This is a genomic window from Stenotrophomonas sp. GD03680, assembly GCF_029844625.1.
Taxonomy (GTDB): domain Bacteria; phylum Pseudomonadota; class Gammaproteobacteria; order Xanthomonadales; family Xanthomonadaceae; genus Stenotrophomonas; species Stenotrophomonas maltophilia_P.
The window spans coordinates 55,920-69,250 of record NZ_JAOCKC010000016.1 but is presented as its reverse complement, the minus strand read 5'-3'; the positions used below and the strand labels follow the sequence as shown (position 1 = coordinate 69,250).

14 protein-coding genes and 1 riboswitch are annotated in these 13,331 nt (G+C 68.0%); of the genes, 5 read left to right on the top strand and 9 right to left on the bottom strand.

Annotation, left to right across the window (positions count from 1 at the left end):
- Positions 1–17: 17 nt before the first annotated feature.
- A complete protein-coding gene (gene fabB / locus N5J29_RS15030; protein WP_164150991.1) occupies positions 18–1,226 on the bottom strand; it encodes a beta-ketoacyl-ACP synthase I in 1,209 nt (402 codons plus the stop codon).
- Positions 1,226–1,741, bottom strand: coding sequence for a 3-hydroxyacyl-[acyl-carrier-protein] dehydratase FabA (gene fabA / locus N5J29_RS15025; RefSeq protein WP_164150989.1), 516 nt, complete (start codon positions 1,739–1,741; stop codon positions 1,226–1,228). The genes fabB and fabA overlap by 1 nt, the downstream gene beginning before the upstream one ends.
- Positions 1,742–1,931: 190 nt before the next feature.
- Here fabA and dinB point away from each other — a divergent pair, with 190 nt between their 5' ends.
- Complete coding sequence (gene dinB / locus N5J29_RS15020; RefSeq protein WP_053518266.1) at positions 1,932–3,026, top strand: DNA polymerase IV; 1,095 nt, start codon at positions 1,932–1,934, stop codon at positions 3,024–3,026.
- A gap of 13 nt (positions 3,027–3,039) precedes the next feature.
- Here the strand turns inward: dinB and N5J29_RS15015 are convergent, their stop codons facing one another.
- The gene (locus N5J29_RS15015; RefSeq protein WP_164150987.1) at positions 3,040–3,951 is read right to left on the bottom strand and encodes an MBL fold metallo-hydrolase; all 912 of its coding nucleotides are present in this window, start codon (positions 3,949–3,951) and stop codon (positions 3,040–3,042) included.
- Between the two features lie 47 nt (positions 3,952–3,998).
- The gene (locus N5J29_RS15010; protein WP_065175377.1) at positions 3,999–4,637 is read right to left on the bottom strand and encodes an NAD(P)H-binding protein; all 639 of its coding nucleotides are present in this window, start codon (positions 4,635–4,637) and stop codon (positions 3,999–4,001) included.
- Positions 4,638–4,746: 109 nt separating this feature from the next.
- Between N5J29_RS15010 and N5J29_RS15005 the strand changes: the two genes are divergently transcribed.
- Positions 4,747–5,676, top strand: coding sequence for a LysR family transcriptional regulator (locus N5J29_RS15005; protein ID WP_164150985.1), 930 nt, complete (start codon positions 4,747–4,749; stop codon positions 5,674–5,676).
- A 62-nt stretch (positions 5,677–5,738) separates the two neighbouring features.
- Positions 5,739–6,407, top strand: a complete 669-nt coding sequence (gph, locus tag N5J29_RS15000) for a phosphoglycolate phosphatase (RefSeq protein WP_164150983.1) — start codon at positions 5,739–5,741, stop codon at positions 6,405–6,407.
- A gap of 27 nt (positions 6,408–6,434) precedes the next feature.
- Here the strand turns inward: gph and btuB are convergent, their stop codons facing one another.
- A complete protein-coding gene (gene btuB, locus N5J29_RS14995) occupies positions 6,435–8,276 on the bottom strand; it encodes a TonB-dependent vitamin B12 receptor (RefSeq protein ID WP_164150981.1) in 1,842 nt (613 codons plus the stop codon).
- Between the two features lie 115 nt (positions 8,277–8,391).
- Positions 8,392–8,614, bottom strand: a riboswitch (cobalamin riboswitch).
- A gap of 152 nt (positions 8,615–8,766) precedes the next feature.
- Here btuB and N5J29_RS14990 point away from each other — a divergent pair.
- Positions 8,767–9,345, top strand: a complete 579-nt coding sequence (locus tag N5J29_RS14990) for a histidine phosphatase family protein (RefSeq protein ID WP_065175373.1) — start codon at positions 8,767–8,769, stop codon at positions 9,343–9,345.
- Positions 9,346–9,360: 15 nt separating this feature from the next.
- Here the strand turns inward: N5J29_RS14990 and N5J29_RS14985 are convergent, their stop codons facing one another.
- Together N5J29_RS14985 and N5J29_RS14980 are read right to left on the bottom strand one after the other, a co-directional pair.
- The gene (locus N5J29_RS14985; RefSeq protein ID WP_164150980.1) at positions 9,361–9,723 is read right to left on the bottom strand and encodes a TfoX/Sxy family protein; all 363 of its coding nucleotides are present in this window, start codon (positions 9,721–9,723) and stop codon (positions 9,361–9,363) included.
- Positions 9,720–10,202, bottom strand: a complete 483-nt coding sequence (locus N5J29_RS14980; protein WP_053518280.1) for a GAF domain-containing protein — start codon at positions 10,200–10,202, stop codon at positions 9,720–9,722. Before N5J29_RS14980 ends, N5J29_RS14985 begins: the two co-directional genes overlap by 4 nt.
- 67 nt (positions 10,203–10,269) lie before the next feature.
- Here N5J29_RS14980 and bioD point away from each other — a divergent pair, with 67 nt between their 5' ends.
- Entirely contained in the window at positions 10,270–10,956 is a 687-nt protein-coding gene (gene bioD / locus N5J29_RS14975; protein ID WP_053518282.1) for a dethiobiotin synthase, read from the top strand.
- A gap of 34 nt (positions 10,957–10,990) precedes the next feature.
- Here the strand turns inward: bioD and N5J29_RS14970 are convergent, their stop codons facing one another.
- Positions 10,991–12,433 (bottom strand): PLP-dependent aminotransferase family protein, encoded by a 1,443-nt coding sequence (locus tag N5J29_RS14970; protein ID WP_164150978.1) that lies wholly within the window; start codon positions 12,431–12,433, stop codon positions 10,991–10,993.
- 153 nt (positions 12,434–12,586) lie between these two features.
- Positions 12,587–13,324 carry a peptide-methionine (S)-S-oxide reductase MsrA gene (msrA, locus tag N5J29_RS14965; RefSeq protein WP_053518286.1) on the bottom strand — a complete coding sequence of 246 codons (738 nt, stop codon included), beginning with the start codon at positions 13,322–13,324 and terminating at the stop codon, positions 12,587–12,589.
- Between the last annotated feature and the right edge of the window lie 7 nt (positions 13,325–13,331).

Sequence of the window (13,331 nt, the reverse complement as noted above, 5' to 3'; positions counted from 1 at the left end):
AGGCCAATGGCGGGCGATCAGACCCGGCCGAACACCAGGGCCGCGTTGGTGCCGCCGAAGCCGAAACTGTTGGACATCACCGTGTCCAGCACCTGTGCGCGGCTTTCGCGCAGGATCGGGAAGCCTTCCACCGCCGGGTCCAGCTCGCTGATGTTGGCCGAGCCGGCAACAAAGCCATCGCGCATCATCAGCAGGCAGTAGATGGCTTCGTGCACGCTGGCCGCGCCCAGCGAATGGCCGGACAGCGCCTTGGTCGAGGACAGCGGCGGCACGGCCTCGCCGAACACCTCGCGGATCGCGTTGAGTTCGGTGACATCGCCCAGCGGGGTCGAGGTACCGTGCGTGTTGAGGTAGTCCAGCGGGCGGTCCACGTTCTGCAGTGCCATCTTCATGCAGCGCACCGCGCCCTCGCCGGACGGTGCCACCATGTCCGCACCATCGGATGTCACGCCATAACCGATCAGCTCGGCATAAATGCGTGCGCCGCGCGCAACCGCATGATCGTAGTCTTCCAGCACCAGCATGCCGCCACCACCGGCGATGACGAAGCCGTCGCGGTCCTTGTCGTAGGGGCGCGACGCGTTGGCCGGGGTGTCGTTGAAACTGGTCGACAGCGCGCCCATCGCATCGAACATCACGCTCATCGACCAGTGCAGGTCTTCACCACCGCCGGCGAACATGATGTCCTGCGCGCCGTGCCGGATCATGTCCGCGGCGGCGCCGATGCAGTGCGCCGACGTCGCGCAGGCCGCCGACAGCGAGTAGCTCACGCCCTTGATCTGGAACGCGGTGGCCAGGCACGCCGACACGGTGGAGCACATCGTGCGCGGCACCATGTACGGGCCGACCTTGCGCACGCCACGTGCACGCAGTAGATCGACCGCGCCGATCTGCCACTCGCTGGAGCCGCCGCCGGAGCCGGCGATCAGGCCGGTGCGCAGGCCACTGACCTGCGCCTCGTCCAGCCCGGCATCGGCGATGGCATCGCGCATGGCGATGTAGGCGAACGCTGCTGCATCGCTCATGAAGCGCTTCTGCTTGCGGTCGATCAAGGCGTCCAGGTCGAGGTCGACACGGCCGCCGATCTGGCTGCGCAGGCCCGCTTCGGCGTGGTCGGCCAACGCGGTGATGCCGGCGCGCCCCTCACGCAGTGCGGAAGAGACGGTATCCAGATCATTGCCGAGGCAGGACGTGATGCCCATGCCGGTGATGACGACACGACGCATCAGAAGCTCCCGGTTTCGGTGAACAGGCCCACCCGCAGGTCGCGAGCGTTGTAGATCTCGCGATCGTCCACATACATGCGGGCGTCGGACTGGGCCATCACCAGCTTGCGGTTGATGACGCGCGTGATGTCGATCTCGTAGCGCACGCTCTTGGCGTCCGGCAGTACCTGGCCGGTGAACTTGACCTCGCCGCAGCCCAGGGCGCGGCCCTTGCCGGGAGCACCCAGCCAGGTCAGGTAGAAGCCGGTCAGCTGCCACATCGCATCCAGGCCCAGGCAGCCGGGCATCACCGGGTCGCCGATGAAGTGGCAGCCGAAGAACCACAGGTCCGGGCGGATATCCAGTTCGGCGCGTACCATGCCCTTGCCATGCGGGCCGCCGTCCTCGCGGATGTCGGTGATGCGGTCGAACATCAGCATCGGGTCGTTGGGCAGACGGCCGGCGGCGGCGCCGAACAGTTCACCGCGTGCGCTGGCCAGCAGCTGGTCGCGGTTGAACGCGTGGAGACGAGTCATGAAACGCAATCCTGGAAGCGACGAACAGGGATACAAGCGCTCGAGAATGCCCGTGGAAGCGCTGCCGATCAAACATTTCAACCGTACGCAACCGTAGTGTTTTCAATGGAATACGCGCATCCTGTTGATGTGCAACGACCATACCTCGGCGTGTGGCCCACCCACGCCGAACCCGCCCCGTACACCTGACATGACCCGACTGCGCAAGATCATCCACGTCGACATGGACGCCTTCTACGCGTCGGTGGAGCAGCGCGACGATCCCTCACTGCGCGGCAGGCCGGTGGTGGTGGCGTGGCGCGGTGCGCGCTCGGTGGTATGCGCGGCGTCCTACGAAGCGCGCGTGTTCGGCGTGCGTTCGGCGATGCCGGCGATGCGTGCCGAGCGCCTGTGCCCGGACGCGATCTTCGTGCCGCCGGACTTCGCGCGTTACAAGGCCGTGTCGCGCCAGGTGCGCGAGATTTTCCTGCGCCATACCGACCTGGTCGAGCCGCTGTCGCTGGATGAGGCCTATCTGGACGTGACCGAGCCGAAAAGTGGCATCGAGCTGGCGACCGAGATCGCACGCACGATCCGCGCACAGATCCGCGACGAGACCCAGCTGACCGCTTCAGCGGGCATCGCGCCGAACAAGTTCCTGGCCAAGATCGCCTCGGACTGGCGCAAGCCCGACGGCCAGTTCGTGATTCCACCGCAACGGGTGGACGCATTCCTGGCGCCGCTGCCGGTCAGCCGCGTGCCCGGCGTAGGCAAGGTGATGGAAGGCAAACTGACGGCGCGCGGCATCATCACCTGCGGTGACCTGCGGCAATGGGCGCTGGCGGATCTGGAGGACGCGTTCGGCAGCTTCGGCCGCAGCCTCTACAACCGTGCACGCGGCGTCGATGAACGGCCGGTGGAGCCGGACCAGCCGGTGCAGTCGATCTCTTCCGAGGACACCTTTGCCGAGGACCTGCTGCTTGAAGACCTGGGCGAGGCCATTGTGCAGCTGGCAGAGAAAACCTGGAACGCCACGCGCCGGACGGAACGCGTGGGCCACACCGTGGTGCTGAAGCTGAAGACGGCGCAGTTCCGCATCCTTACCCGCAGCTTCACCCCGGACCGCCCGCCGGAATCGATGGAGGAGCTGCGCGATGCCGCGCTGGCGCTGCGCGCGCGCGTGGACCTGCCGGCCGACACGCGCTATCGCCTGGTGGGCGTCGGCCTGGGCGGTTTCCGCGACAAGGAACCGGTGGTGCAGGGGGAGCTGTTCGAGCAGGCGTCGAACGATCCGCACCGCCCCTGACCGCGGTCCTGCCTCACGGCCACTGCATTTCGCCCTTGGCCACCTTCGCGCTCAGCTGCAGCGACTCCACGCCCTCCAGCCGCGGGTAACGCGCCTGCATCGCCTTCACCAGCGCCTGGCTGTCCTTCGCTTTGGCCGCTTCCGCATCGAACGCACGGATGTACCCGGCGGTGAAGCGCAGCGCACTGGCGTCCAGCGCCGCCCCTTGCGCGTAATGGCCCGGTACCACCACCTGCGGCTTCAGTGCCTGCAGTCGCTGCAGGGTCTGCAGCCAGTCGGCATGCGACTTCGGGGTCTGCGTGTCGGCCATCCACACATGCTCGCCGGCGACCACGGGGATGCCACCGACGATCGCGCGCAGTGAAGGCACCCACAGCACGCTGCGGTCCGGCGTAGGGCCATCGAGTCCGATCAAGGGCAGGCGCTGCCCTTCCAGCAGCAGCGCGTCGCCCTCCAGCACCTGCGGCACAACGATGCGCGCCGGTGCGTCGGCCCCCATCTTCGGGCCCCAGTAGGCACGCTTGCCGGCGTGGGTCTGCTGGATGTGGGCCACGGTCTGCGCAGTGGCGACGATGCGTGCGTGCGGGAAGGCGTCCTGCAGCGTGGCCAGGCCGAAGTAGTAATCGGGATCGCCATGGCTGATGTAGATCGTGGTCAGTTGCTTGCCGCTGGCACGGACCAGCTCGACCAGCCTGCGCGCGTCGCTGGCTGCGAACTGCGCGTCGACCAGGATCGCATCGTGGCGGCCTTCGATCAGCACCGATGACACGGAGAACATCGCCTTCGGGCCAGGATGGAAGTACTGCAGGTGCAGCTGTGATTTCGCCGCCGTGGCCGGCGCCGGGGCAGCCGGTGCGGCCAGCAGCGGGGCGCTGGCGAAGCTGGTGACCAGTGCAAGCGGAAGCAGCAGGGCAACGGAACGCATGCGGAACTCCTTGTGCAGCGCCGGGCCATGCCCGGCATGTAGGTCGATCAGTACGCCGCAGTGATGATCTGCTTCGGGTAGGCATGCGCCTCGAGTTCCGCCACGAAGGCAGCGCCATAGTCGGCGTAGCTGATGCGGCTGTGGCCGCTGGCGTCGGCGAGGAAGGCCTTGGCCTGCACGCGGTACTGGCCACGCTCTTCGCCCGGTCCGATTTCCGCGGCCGGCGAGAAGAACGTCCAGTCGAGGTCGTCTACCGCCTGCAGGCGCTTGAGTGCTTCGCGGTGGGCCAGGGCATAAGGCTTGTACGCCTCCGGGAAATCCGGCGTATCGACCAGCTGGACACCCGGTGCCACTTCCAGGCTGCCGGCACCGCCGACCACGACCAGGCGCGGCACCCCGGCCTTGCGTGCCGCGGCTGCCAGCTGTCCGGCCACTTCGCCGACGCGGCTGATGTCATCGCCCGGGCGTGGCCCGTAGGCGCTGGCCAGCACGTCGTGGCCGGCGATGGCCGCGGCCAGCGCGTCGGGATCATCCAGCGCGGCGATCACCGGATGGGCACCGGCCAGCTCCGCCGGCAGGTCCTGCGTGCTGCGCACGATCAGGGTCAATTCGTGGCCGGCGGCCAGCGCGTGGCGCGCGATCTGGCGGCCGATGTTGCCGGTGGCACCGACGAGGGCGATTTTCATGGCGAACTCCATAAGCAAGGGGAGGGGAAGACGACGGGGCCACTGTAGGACGCTGTAATTGTCCGAAAAACAGCGTATAACGCGCTTGTTTGTTGCATGAATCGAGCAGATGGATCGACTGACCGCCATGACCGTATTCATCGAGGTGGCCGATCGCGGCAGCCTCACGGCCGCCGCTGAGGTGCTGGACATGTCGCGGGCGATGGTCACCCGTTACCTCGCCGAGGTGGAGGCCTGGCTGGGGGCGCGCCTGCTGCACCGGACCACGCGCCGGGTCAGCCTGACCGGCCCGGGGGAGGCGGCGCTGGCGCGCTTCCGGCAGATGCTGGAGATCGGCGAGGCGCTGCAGGGCGAACTGGCCAGCGACGATCCCGAACCGCATGGCACGCTGCGGGTGACCGCCAGCGTCTCGTTCGGGCAGAGCCATCTGGCGCGCGCCGTCGCCGACTTCGTCAAGCGTCATCCGGCGGCGCGCATCGAACTGCTGCTGGTCGATCGCACGGTGAATCTGGTCGAGGAGCGGGTGGATCTGGCGGTACGCATCGCCCGGCAGATCGACCCCAGCCTGATCGCGCGGCGGCTGGCCACATGCCGCTCGGTGCTGTGCGCCACGCCCGGTTACCTGGAGGTGCGCGGCACGCCGACCGCCCCGGAACATCTGGCCGCACACAACTGCCTGACCCATCACTACGTGGGCAAGAGCCTGTGGCACCTGCACCGCGACGGACGTTCGCAGTCGGTGGCGGTGGGCGGCAACATCAGCGCCAACGAAGCGTCATTGCTGCTCGAAGCCGTTCGCGCCAGCGCCGGCATTGCGATGCTGCCCACCTACCAGGTGGCGCCGTTGCTGCGCAGTGGCGAGCTGGTGGAACTGCTGCCGGCGTATACCCTGGACGAGCTGGGCATTCATGCGGTGTACGCATCGCGTCGCCAGCAGTCGGCGATCATGCGGCGGTTCCTCGACTTCCTGGGCGAGTGTTTCGCCAGCCCGGCCTTCCAGGATCTGGACTGGCGACCGGCGCGTGTGGAACCTGCATGACATCCCGGTGCGATGCGCACACGGCATACAATGAGCGGCCCCACGTCGTACAGGTGCGTTGCGTGTCGTATCCCTATCCGCTGGTCGTATTCGACCTCGATGGCACGCTGGTCGACAGCGCCGCCGATATCGCCGAAGCCCTGAACCGCACGCTGGAGGACATCGGCCTGGCCCGTGTGCCGGAAGCCACCGTGCTGGGCTGGATTGGCGACGGTGTCCGCCGGCTGGTCGAGCAGGCCGTGCATGCCGCAGGGCGGCAGGTCGATCTGGCCGAGGTCATGCCGGTGTTCATGGTGCATTACCGTGAGTGCCTGCTGCGCAGCCCACGCCTGTTCGACGGTGTGGCCGAAGCACTGGCGCAGCTGCGGGAACGTGCTGTGCCGCTGGCCATCTGCACCAACAAGCCTGCAGCGCTGGTGCCGCCGCTGCTGCAGCATCTGGGCATCGGCGATGCGTTCGCGCTGGTGCTGGGCGGCGATTCGCTGCCACAGCGCAAGCCCAGCGGTGAACCACTGCGGCACATCGCGGCACACTTCCGCTTGCCGGTGAATGCATGCCTGATGGTGGGTGATTCGTTGACCGACTACCGCGCGGCGGAAGACGCGGGAATGCCGATCGCGCTGGTGCGCTACGGCTACCCGCGTGGCCTGGACCTGGCCACCGCAGCTGCGGTGGCGGTGATCGACGATCTGCGCGAACTGCCGGGCCTGGCCGCGCGCATCCCGGTATAGCGCCGGGCCTGCGCCCGGCGCGCCTGCTCATTTCGGCTGGTAGCGCACGCTCAGCTGATACTCGCGGCCCGGCTGGTTGAACCACGCCACGGTCTCGTACCTGCGGTCGAACACATTGGTTGCCCGGGCCAGCAGCGACCACGATGGCGTGAGCGCATACTCGGCGCGCAGATCCAACGTGCCATAGCCGCCGACCTTCACCGTGTTGGCGGCATCGTCATAGCGCTTGCCCGCACCCTGTACGGTCAGGCCGGCACGGAATGCGCCGAAGCGGCGATCCACATCCAGCCGTGCCGTCTGCTGTGCACGGCGCGGCAGCCAGTTGTCGAACTGGCTGCTGCCGTTCGTGCGGTTGCGCGGGTCGGTGTAGCTCAGCTGTGCAGCGATGTCGAAGCCGGCCAGCACGACGCCGCCGGTCAGTTCGGCACCGCGGATGCGCGCCTTCTCCACCTGCTGCGTCCTGAAGGTGGCTGCATCGTAGGTGATCAGGTCATCGATGCGGGTCTCGTACACATCCAGGCCCCAGCGCCAGCCCTGGCCCTGCTGCGAAATGCCCAGGTTGGCGCTCTTCGACTTCTCAGGATCCAGTGTCGGCACGCCGCTCCACGGGTCATACAGGTCGCTGAAGGTGGGTGCCTTGAAGGCCGTGCCGTAGCTGGCGTTGATGCGCAGGCCGTGATCCAGCTCCATCGCCCAGCCGATGCTGCCGGTGGCATGGTTGCCGAACTGCTCGTTGTCGTCGTTGCGCGCGCTGGCCTGCAACTGGTGCCGGCCGAAGCGCCCCTGGTACTGCACGAACACACCGGTGTTGCGACGGCTGTCGACACGATAGCCGGCACTGCTGCCGTCCAGGTTGTCCTCACTCCAGTCCACACCGGCACTCAGCAGCTGGCCTTCGGCCACGCCGAAGTCGCCCTGCAGCGACGCGCTGTCACGATGCGTCTGCGCGCTGCCATGCACGCCGTCCGCGCCGACGTTGTCCGATTCGTTGTCACTGCGACCGACGTTGGCGGTCAGCACCAGCCGTTCGGCCGGCGTGTAGCGCACCTTGCCGGACAGTACCTGCTGGCGCGTCTCGGAGTAGTTGTAGTAGCCGTCGTAGTGGTTCTGGCCGTCGGCGCGCAGCGCGCTGCCCTCCACCGTCCACTGCTCGTTGAAGTTGTAGCCGCCGCGCAGGCTCTTGGAGAGGTTGCGGTAGCCGTCGCGGTCGGGTTCGTCGGCGAAGCAGCCGGTGAACAGCGTGGCCGAGCCCCGGCAGGCATCGATGCCATCGGAATGCTGGTAGGCGATGTCGGCGCCGAACCAGCCGCGTTCGCTGCTGCCACCGATGCCGCCGCTGGCCTCACGCAGGCCATTGCTGCCACCGCCCAGCTGCAGATGTGGCGCGAAGTCGCCCTGGTTGCGGCGGGTGAAGATCTGGATCACACCGCCGATGGCGTCGGCGCCATACAGGCTGGACTGCGGGCCGCGCACGATCTCCACGCGTTCGATCTGCGCCAGCGGCAGGTCCTGGATCATCGCCAGGCCGAGATCGGCGCTGTTGATGCGCACGCCGTCGACCAGCACCACCGTGTGGCCGGAGTTGGTGCCGCGCAGGAACAGCGAGCTCTGCTTGCCCAGGCCGCCGGCGTTGGTGAGGTTGATGCCGGCGCGGCCACGCAGCAGGTCCTGCAGCGAAGTGGCCTGGCTGGACTCGATCTGCGTCCGGTCGATCACCTGCGCAGGCGCGATGCTGTCCTGCAGGGCGATGGGGGTGCGGGTGGCCGTGACCAGGATGGGATCGAGCGCGCGGGCGCCATCATCGGCCTGGGCCAACGCGGGCAGGGCGGCCAATACGGCCAGGGAAAGCAATCGGGACTGCAGCTTCATCGGGGGACTCCAGGTGCCACGCACGCCCGCGTGGCGAAGGGGAGGAGCCGCGGAGGCAGGCAAGCGCCGATGCCGCAGGCAGTGCTGCGGACATCCAGCGCCATGCCCACCGCATCGCGACCTGAGGCTTCCGGGCCGGTCTCCGGGCTTGCCGCCAGGCGGCGCGAGGCCACCGTCCAGGCGCCTTCCCATGCTATTGGCACAGTGGCGGTGTTGCCTGGAACTGACGTGCTTACCGTTGCGGGGGCAGCGCCGGCATGGCGTGGGTTCACGCGTCACCGGCTTCCCGTTTCAACCTGCCGGCCATGCCGCAGGTCACCTGGAAGTGCGCGCAGTCTACGGCATCGGCATGCCCGGTGCGGCGTATATGCGGCAATGTCTGTGGAGCTGATGATCCCCAGCCACTAGAATTGCTGCTTGATCCCGTGGTGCCGTTGCCGATGTCCGCCCGTTTTCCGCTGTCCCCGCGTTGCCTGCACAGGACGCATGCATGATCCTCGACCTGGTCCGCCACGCTGGCAACGGTCGCGACGAGTACCTCGATGGCCGCAGCGATCCACCGCAGCTGGCCCGCCTGCCACAGGAACTGGTGGAGGCCTACGCCACGCAGCCCTGGGAGCGGGTGATCAGCTCGCCCCGCCTGCGGTCACTGCACACAGCGATGGCGCTGGCCACCCCGCGCGGGCTGGACGTGGATGCAGACGAGGAGTGGGAAGAACTCGACTTCGGCGACTGGGACGGGCAGGCACTGTTCGACCTGCCGGAGCAGGCGCTGGCGGCATTCCATGCTGATCCGCATGCGTATCCGCCGCCCAACGGCGAAAGCTGGGGGCACTTCGAGCGGCGCATCGCGCGTGCGCTCGACCGCCTGCTCGACGATGACGACCCGCTGCCGACCGTCGTGGTCAGCCACGGTGGCCCGCTGCGCATGGTGCTGTCACAGGTCTGCGGCCTGCCGATGTCGCTGTGCTGGGCGCTGCGCATCGACCATGGCACGCGCCTGCGGGTCAGGCTGGAGCGTGGCGAGGCAGGCTTGGTGGGCGAGCTGCTGGAGCTGCAGCAGCCCTGATCCGGCCTGCGCCGATCAGTCCTCGTCGGCGCTTCCGGCCACGATTTCTTCTGCGTCGTCGTCTGCGTCGAAACGCTGCTCGTGCACCGGCCCCGAGGCCGGGCCGGCCGCCTTCAGCGGGTGCGCGGCAATGCGCGCTTCGTAGTCCTGCACCAGCGCCTCGCGCTGCGGCTCGCCCAGTTCCTGCCAATGGCAGTCCAGCAGGGCGCCTTCCAGCGAGTAGAGCAGGTTCAGGCTGGGCTTGAAGCCGGCGCGCTTGACCTTGACGAAGGCACCCACCGCGCCGACGGCGGCCAGATCGTCACGGCTGCGCAGACCGACCTGGCGCAGCCACGCCGCACTTTTCGGACCGATGTTGCGCAGCTTCGGCGCACTCATCCCAACGCCTCGACGAAGACGCGCGCGATGGCTTCCAGTCCGGCCTGGTCATCTGCATCGAAGCGACCGGTCTTCGGGCTGTCGATGTCGAAGACTCCGATCAGTTCATCGCCGCGCAGCAGCGGAACGACCAGTTCCGAGCGGGAGGCCGAGTCGCAGGCGATGTGGCCCGGAAAGGCATCGACATCGTCGACGCGCTGGGTCACGCGCTGGCGGGCCGCGGCACCACACACGCCCTTGTCCAGCGGAATGCGCACGCAGGCCGGCAGCCCCTGGAACGGGCCGACCACCAGCTCCTGGCCATCGTAGAGATAGAAGCCCACCCAGTTCAGGTCGGGCAGGGCGTGGAAGACCAGCGCCGAGAGATTGGCCGCGTTGGCGATGCGGTCGGACTCTCCATGGACCAGGCCACGGGCCTGTTCAAGCAACTGAGCGTATTGTTCCGGCTTGCTGCCGGTGAGCGAGGCATTGGCGAACATGACCGCAGTCTAGCAAGCGTGCCGGGCCAGCGATAATGCACGCTCTGTTGCCCCGCTGGAGCCTTTGATGCCGTTGCCCGCTGCCCTGCCATCCGCGCTGTTCGTCACCGGCACCGATACCGAGATCGGCAAGACGGCGGCCAGCACCGCGCTGCTGCACGCCCTGCGCCGGCGTGGCCTGCGAGCGGTCGGAATGAAGCCTGTGGCCAGTGGCAGCCAGGATCTGGGGCAGGGCCTGCGCAACGAAGATGCGCTGGCGCTGCAGGCGGCCAGTCGGCCGGTGCCGGACTACGTCGACGTGAATCCCTATGCCCTGCGGCAGCCGATCGCTCCCGAACTGGCGGCGGCCGAGGACGGGGTGGACATCGCCCTGGCACCGATCGTCGCCGCGTTCGAGCGCCTGCGTGCCACCGCCGACGTGGTGGTGGTGGAAGGCGTAGGGGGATGGCTGGCGCCGGTCTCCGTCCACCTGGACCAGCTCGACATCGTGCGGGCACTGCGTCTGCCGGTCGTGCTGGTGGTCGGCCTGCGGCTGGGCTGCGTCAACCACGCGAGATTGACCGCGCACTCCTTGCAGGCCAGCGGCGTGGAGTGCCTGGGCTGGATCGGCAATCACATCGATCCGGCCATGCAGCGCCAGGACGAGAACGTGGCCACGCTGGTGCAGCGGTTGCCGATGCCATGCTGGGGACGGCTGCCGCACCTGCCGGGCGCCGATGCTCAGGCCCTGGCGATGCACCTGCATGAGGGCTGAGTTCCCGTAGAGCGGAGCCTGCGACCCGCTGCGATCAACCGGCCGCGAGCTCCCGCGCGAGGGCGCCCAGGCGCTCCACGGCAGCGATGAAACGTGCGTCGAAGGTCTGGCAGCACGACAGCCGCAGGCAGTGCCGGTAGCGCGGACCGCGCGAATACACCTGGCCGGGCATGAACACGATGCCCTCTTCCAGCGCCCGCTCGAACAGTGCGCGGGTGTCCACGCCCGGCAGTTCCAGCCACAGCAGGAAGCCACCCTGTGGTTCCGTGGCGCGTGTGCCAGGCGGGAAATGCTCGGCCACGAGCTGGCGCAGCCGTCCCACCTGCTCGCGATACAGGCGCCGCATGCGGTGCAGGTGATGTTCGTATCCGCTCCCTTCCAGGTACGCGGCCACGGCATCACCCAGCAGCTGCGGCTCGCCGCCCGTGGACTGGAACTTCAGCAGGGCGATGCGTTCAGCGAAGCGCCCGCCGTCGAGCCAGCCGATGCGATAGTCCGGGGCCAGCGTCTTCGAGAAACCGCCGACCACCATCACCCAGCCGTCGCGGTCAAAGGCCTTCAGCAGCGGCGCAGGTGGCTCGCAGAACTGCAGTTCCGCGTACACGGCATCCTCGATCAGCGGCAGCTGCCGCGCGTTGACCAGCTCGGCAAGACGCTGCTTGGCCGCCACCGGCATGGTGCAGCCCAATGGATTGTGCACGGTCGGCATCAGCACCAGCGCGGCCAGCGGTGTGTGCTCCAGCATCGCCTCCAACGCATCGACGTCCAGGCCCTGTTGCGGATGCGTCGGCAGTTCGATGGCCTGCAGGCCCAGGTTGGCCAGCAGCGGATACAGGTTGAAGTACGACGGTGCTTCGATACCCACTGAATCGCCGGGCTGGGTCACCGCACGCAGTGCCAGCTGCAGCGCCTCCATCGCACCGTGGGTCAGCAGCAGGCGATCGCTGTGCGTGTGCAGGCCCATGCGCGGGCCGCGCCGCACGATCTGCGCCAGCAGCCGCGGCGAGCCATTGGGGCGTGCGTAGGTTTCGACCGTCTGCTGGCCGTGGCGCAATACCTGGGCGGTGTGCCGGGCCAGCTGGGCGCCAGGATAGAACTGGCGCCCGCGTGGCCCGGCGAAGGCGAGGTCGATCACCCCGGAACGGCGTTGCGCCTCCAGCACGCGTGCCATCAGCACCTGCTGCAACGGCGCGGTGGGGGCCGACGGCGCATCGCGCAGCGACCGTTGCGGCACTGACAGTCGCGGCGCCACTTCGAAACCTGCCTTTGGCCGCGGAACCACCAGGCCGGCGTCTTCCAGCTGGCGGTAGGCGGCGATCACCGTATTGAGGCTGAGCTGACGCTGTGCTGCCATCTGCCGCAGCGATGGCAGGCGGCTGCCGACCGGCAGGCGCCCTCCCTGGATGGCCTCGGCCAGCTCATCGGACAGCCGCTGGTAGCGAGGAGCGGACGCGCTGCTGCGTTGATCTGTATCCATCGGTTCCGGCCGCATCTGGTGCTGTACCCATGAGGACTCCGAGCCTAGCATGTCCTCGTCGGCAGGGCCTGATCGGTGCCCGCCGATATTTCAAGGGCGCGCGGCGGGATGGCCGCCCGCCCTTTTTTTTGCATGGGCTGGCGCACCATGCAGTCAACGCATCGGCACCAGCACCGGATCCCGGCGATACAGGGCAGGGAACTGCCTGCCCAGTGCTGCCAGCTTCGGAGCATCGTAGTAGCGGATGTAGGCCGCCTGCGGATAGTTGCTCATGTAGTTCTGGTGGTAGCTCTCGGCCGGATAGAAGCGCTGGCCGCTCCCCACCTGGGTGACGATGGGCGCGCGATAGCTTCCGGCCTGGCCCAGCTGGGTGATGTAGGCACGGCTGGCCGCCTGCTGGCGGGGATCATCGACGAAGATCGCCGAGCGGTACTGGCTGCCATGGTCCGGGCCTTGCCGGTCGAGCTGGGTCGGGTCATGCACCACCGAGAAGAACACCTGCATCAGCTGGCCGTAGCTCACCTGGCGCGGGTCGTAGTCGACCTTCACCGCCTCGGCGTGGCCGGTGCGTCCGCTGCTGACACGCTCATAGCGCGCATCCGCCGCGCTGCCGCCGACGTAGCCCGAGACTGCGTTGCTCACGCCCTTGACGTGCTGGAACACGCCCTGCACGCCCCAGAAGCAGCCGCCGGCAAACACTACGCTGGCGTGCGTGCCGTCATCGCGGAATGCGGCTTCACCGGTGGGCGCAGGCAACACCTGCACCTGTGCGCTGCGCTCGAGCGGCGCGGCGATGGCACCGTGATCAACCAGCAGTACCCCGGCAATCAATGCGGTAGCGACCAGCCCGGCAATGCCGGCGGCGATCCCCTGTTCGAACGAAATCTTCATCGTGTCC

What these genes read in the sequence shown, in the direction of transcription:
- N5J29_RS15015 (WP_164150987.1), bottom strand. Translation starts at nt 3,951, where the DNA reads ATGCGTTCCGTTGCCCTGCTGCTTCCGCTTGCACTGGTCACCAGCTTC.
- N5J29_RS15005 (WP_164150985.1), top strand. Translation starts at nt 4,747, where the DNA reads ATGGATCGACTGACCGCCATGACCGTATTCATCGAGGTGGCCGATCGC.
- fabB (WP_164150991.1), bottom strand. Translation starts at nt 1,226, where the DNA reads ATGCGTCGTGTCGTCATCACCGGCATGGGCATCACGTCCTGCCTCGGC.
- N5J29_RS14980 (WP_053518280.1), bottom strand. Translation starts at nt 10,202, where the DNA reads ATGTTCGCCAATGCCTCGCTCACCGGCAGCAAGCCGGAACAATACGCT.
- N5J29_RS14970 (WP_164150978.1), bottom strand. Translation starts at nt 12,433, where the DNA reads ATGGATACAGATCAACGCAGCAGCGCGTCCGCTCCTCGCTACCAGCGG.
- N5J29_RS14990 (WP_065175373.1), top strand. Translation starts at nt 8,767, where the DNA reads ATGATCCTCGACCTGGTCCGCCACGCTGGCAACGGTCGCGACGAGTAC.
- msrA (WP_053518286.1), bottom strand. Translation starts at nt 13,324, where the DNA reads ATGAAGATTTCGTTCGAACAGGGGATCGCCGCCGGCATTGCCGGGCTG.
- dinB (WP_053518266.1), top strand. Translation starts at nt 1,932, where the DNA reads ATGACCCGACTGCGCAAGATCATCCACGTCGACATGGACGCCTTCTAC.
- bioD (WP_053518282.1), top strand. Translation starts at nt 10,270, where the DNA reads ATGCCGTTGCCCGCTGCCCTGCCATCCGCGCTGTTCGTCACCGGCACC.
- fabA (WP_164150989.1), bottom strand. Translation starts at nt 1,741, where the DNA reads ATGACTCGTCTCCACGCGTTCAACCGCGACCAGCTGCTGGCCAGCGCA.
- N5J29_RS15010 (WP_065175377.1), bottom strand. Translation starts at nt 4,637, where the DNA reads ATGAAAATCGCCCTCGTCGGTGCCACCGGCAACATCGGCCGCCAGATC.
- N5J29_RS14985 (WP_164150980.1), bottom strand. Translation starts at nt 9,723, where the DNA reads ATGAGTGCGCCGAAGCTGCGCAACATCGGTCCGAAAAGTGCGGCGTGG.
- btuB (WP_164150981.1), bottom strand. Translation starts at nt 8,276, where the DNA reads ATGAAGCTGCAGTCCCGATTGCTTTCCCTGGCCGTATTGGCCGCCCTG.